The 3043-nt window shown below is 65.4% G+C and carries 4 protein-coding genes; all 4 read left to right on the forward strand.

Going from position 1 to position 3043, the window contains the following annotated elements; genetic code table 11:
- Positions 1-596 (forward strand): ATP-binding cassette domain-containing protein (locus tag AAG801_RS41360; protein WP_341893679.1); only part of this gene is annotated, 596 nt, incomplete at its 5' end.
- Positions 597-614: 18 nt separating this feature from the next.
- Positions 615-1304, forward strand: coding sequence for an urea ABC transporter ATP-binding subunit UrtE (gene urtE / locus AAG801_RS41365; protein WP_341893680.1), 690 nt, complete (start codon positions 615-617; stop codon positions 1302-1304).
- A gap of 45 nt (positions 1305-1349) precedes the next feature.
- On the forward strand, positions 1350-2387 hold the full coding sequence (locus AAG801_RS41370; protein ID WP_341893681.1) for an aliphatic amidase: 1038 nt from the start codon (positions 1350-1352) through the stop codon (positions 2385-2387).
- Between the two features lie 10 nt (positions 2388-2397).
- On the forward strand, positions 2398-3043 hold a 646-nt coding region (locus AAG801_RS41375), incomplete at its 3' end, for an alpha/beta fold hydrolase (RefSeq protein WP_341893682.1).

A 3043-nucleotide genomic window follows, 5' to 3' on the forward strand; every position in this document is an offset into this window, starting at 1 on the left:
TCGACATGGTGTGCGGCAAGACCAAGCCCAGCGCGGGCCGCGTGCTGTTCAACGGCCAGGACCTCGGGCGCCTGAACGAGTACGAGATCGTGCGCGCCGGCGTGGGCCGCAAGTTCCAGACGCCGTCGGTCTACGAAGACCTCACGGTGCTCGAGAACTTCGAGATCTCGCTGCCGCGCATGCACGGCCTGCTGCAGTCGCTGACCTTTCGCCGCACGCCCGCCGTGCGCGAACGCATCGACGCCATGGCCGAGCAGGTCTTCCTGAGCGAGCGCCTCGGTCATCGCGCCGGGCAGCTCAGCCACGGGCAGAAGCAGTGGCTCGAGATCGGGATGTTGCTCATGCAGGAGCCCGAGCTGCTGCTGCTCGACGAGCCCGTGGCCGGCATGAGCCCGCGCGAGCGCGAGCAGACGGGCGACCTGCTGCGGCGCATCTCGGCGGGCAAGTCGGTGGTCGTCATCGAGCACGACATGGACTTCGTCAAGCGCATCGCGCACCGCGTCACGGTGCTGCACCAAGGCAAGTTGCTGAGCGAAGGCACAGCGGCCGAAGTGCAGGCCGACCCGCGCGTGATCGACGTGTACCTCGGCCATTGAGAAGAAGGAGAAATTCACATGCTCGAAGTCTCCGATCTCAACGTGGCGTATGGCGAGTCGCACGTCATCCGCGACGTGTCGCTGCGCGTCGCGCCCGACGAAGCGGTCGCCATCATGGGCCGCAACGGCATGGGCAAGACCACCTTGCTGAAGTCGCTCATCGGCCTCTTGCCCACGCGCGGTGGCCACATCCGCCTGGGCGGCGCCGAGCTCACGAAGCTGCCCAGCTACCAGCGCGTGGCGCAGGGCCTGGCCTTCGTGCCGCAGGGGCGCATGGTGTTTCCGCTCCTCACGGTGGAGCAGAACATCCTCGCGGGTGCCGCGAGGTCGGGCCACCGCACGGTGCCCGACTACCTCTACACCTTCTTCCCCGTGCTCAAGGACATGAAGCAGCGCAAGGCCGGCAACCTCTCGGGCGGCCAGCAGCAGATGCTGGCGATTGCGCGTGCGCTCATCTCGGAGCCGAAGGTGCTGATCCTCGACGAGCCCACCGAGGGCATCCAGCCTTCGATCATCAAGGAGATCGCGCAGACGCTGAACGTGCTGCGCGCCGAGCGCGGCTTTGCCGTCGTGGTGTCGGAGCAGGTGCTGAGCTTCGCGCTCGACCTGGCCGACCGCTTTCTCGTCATCGACCGTGGCCGCATCGTGCACGACGAGGCGCGCGCCACGCTCGATCAAGACAAGGTCAGGTCATTCCTGACCGTGTGAGACCCCTTCCCTCTTTTCCTTCAACCACCCTTCAGGAGCAGCGTCATGAGACATGGTGATATTTCGAGCAGCAACGATTGCGTCGGCGTCGCGGTCGTCAACTACAAGATGCCCCGCCTGCACACCAAGGCCGAGGTGCTCGACAACGCACGCAAGATCGGCGAGATGCTGGTCGGCATGAAGAAAGGCCTGCCGGGCATGGACCTGGTGATCTTTCCCGAGTACTCCACGCACGGGATCATGTACGACGCCAAGGAGATGTACGACACCGCGTCGGCCATCCCCGGCGAGGAGACCGCGATCTTCGCGGACGCCTGCCGCCGCGCCAACGTGTGGGGCGTGTTCTCGCTCACCGGCGAGCGCCATGAGGAACACCCGAACAAGGCGCCCTACAACACGCTGATCCTCATGAACAACCAGGGCGAGATCGTCCAGAAGTACCGAAAGATCATGCCCTGGGTGCCCATCGAGGGCTGGTACCCGGGCGACTGCACGTATGTGAGCGAAGGCCCCAAGGGCATGAAGATGAGCCTCATCATCTGCGACGACGGCAACTACCCCGAGATCTGGCGCGACTGCGCGATGCGCGGTGCCGAACTCATCATCCGCTGCCAGGGCTACATGTACCCGGCCAAGGAACAACAGATCCTGGTGTCGAAGGCCATGGCCTTCATGAACAACACCTACGTGGCCGTGGCCAACGCGGCCGGCTTCGACGGCGTGTACTCGTACTTCGGCCACTCCGCGCTCATCGGCTTCGACGGCCGCACGCTCGGCGAATGCGGCGAGGAAGAGATGGGCATCAACTACGCCGAGCTCTCGATGAGCCTCATCCGCGACGCGCGCAAGAACGGCCAGTCGCAGAACCACCTGTTCAAGCTCGTGCACCGCGGCTACACCGGCACCATCAACTCGGGCGACGGCGACAAGGGCGTGGCGGCCTGCCCCTACAACTTCTACACGCAGTGGATCAACGACCCCGAGGGCACGCGCGAGATGGTGGAGTCGTTCACGCGCACCACGGTCGGCACGCCGGAGTGCCCGATCGAGGGCATTCCGAACGAGCCGGCGAAGCACCGCTGAAGCGCCGCCCATGGACTACGAGATCTTCGACCTCGGCGATGTCGCGCTGCAGCGGGGTGCCACCCTGCGCGGCGCGAAGCTCGCCTACAAGACCTACGGAAAGCTCAACGCCGACAAAAGCAACGTGATCGTCTACCCGACCTGGTACTCGGGCCAGCATTACGACAACGAATGGCTCATCGGCTCGGGCATGGCGCTGGACCCCGAGAAGTACTTCATCATCGTGCCGAACATGCTGGGCAACGGCCTCTCTTCGTCGCCGAGCAACACGCCCGAGCCGTACAACCTGTCGCGCTTCCCGGACATCACGCTGTACGACAACGTCACGCTGCAGCACCGGTTGGTGACGGAGAAGTTCGGCATCGCGCAGGTCGCGCTGGTGGTGGGCTGGTCGATGGGCGCGCAGCAGACCAACCAGTGGGGCTGCCTCTACCCCGACATGGTGAAGCGCATCGCGCCCTTCTGCGGCTCGGCGAAGACGGCGCCGCACAACATCGTGTTCCTCGAAGGCGTGAAGGCCGCGCTCACGGCCGACGTGGCATGGAACGGCGGCTGGTACACCACGCCGCCGACCACGGGGCTGCGCGCGGTGGGTCGCGTGTACGCGGGCTGGGGTTTGTCGCAGCCCTTCTACATGCAAGAGCTGTGGCGCGAGC

It is taken from the genome of Variovorax sp. YR752 (assembly GCF_943372545.1).

What these genes read in the sequence shown, in the direction of transcription:
- urtE (WP_341893680.1), top strand. Translation starts at nt 615, where the DNA reads ATGCTCGAAGTCTCCGATCTCAACGTGGCGTATGGCGAGTCGCACGTC.
- AAG801_RS41370 (WP_341893681.1), top strand. Translation starts at nt 1,350, where the DNA reads ATGAGACATGGTGATATTTCGAGCAGCAACGATTGCGTCGGCGTCGCG.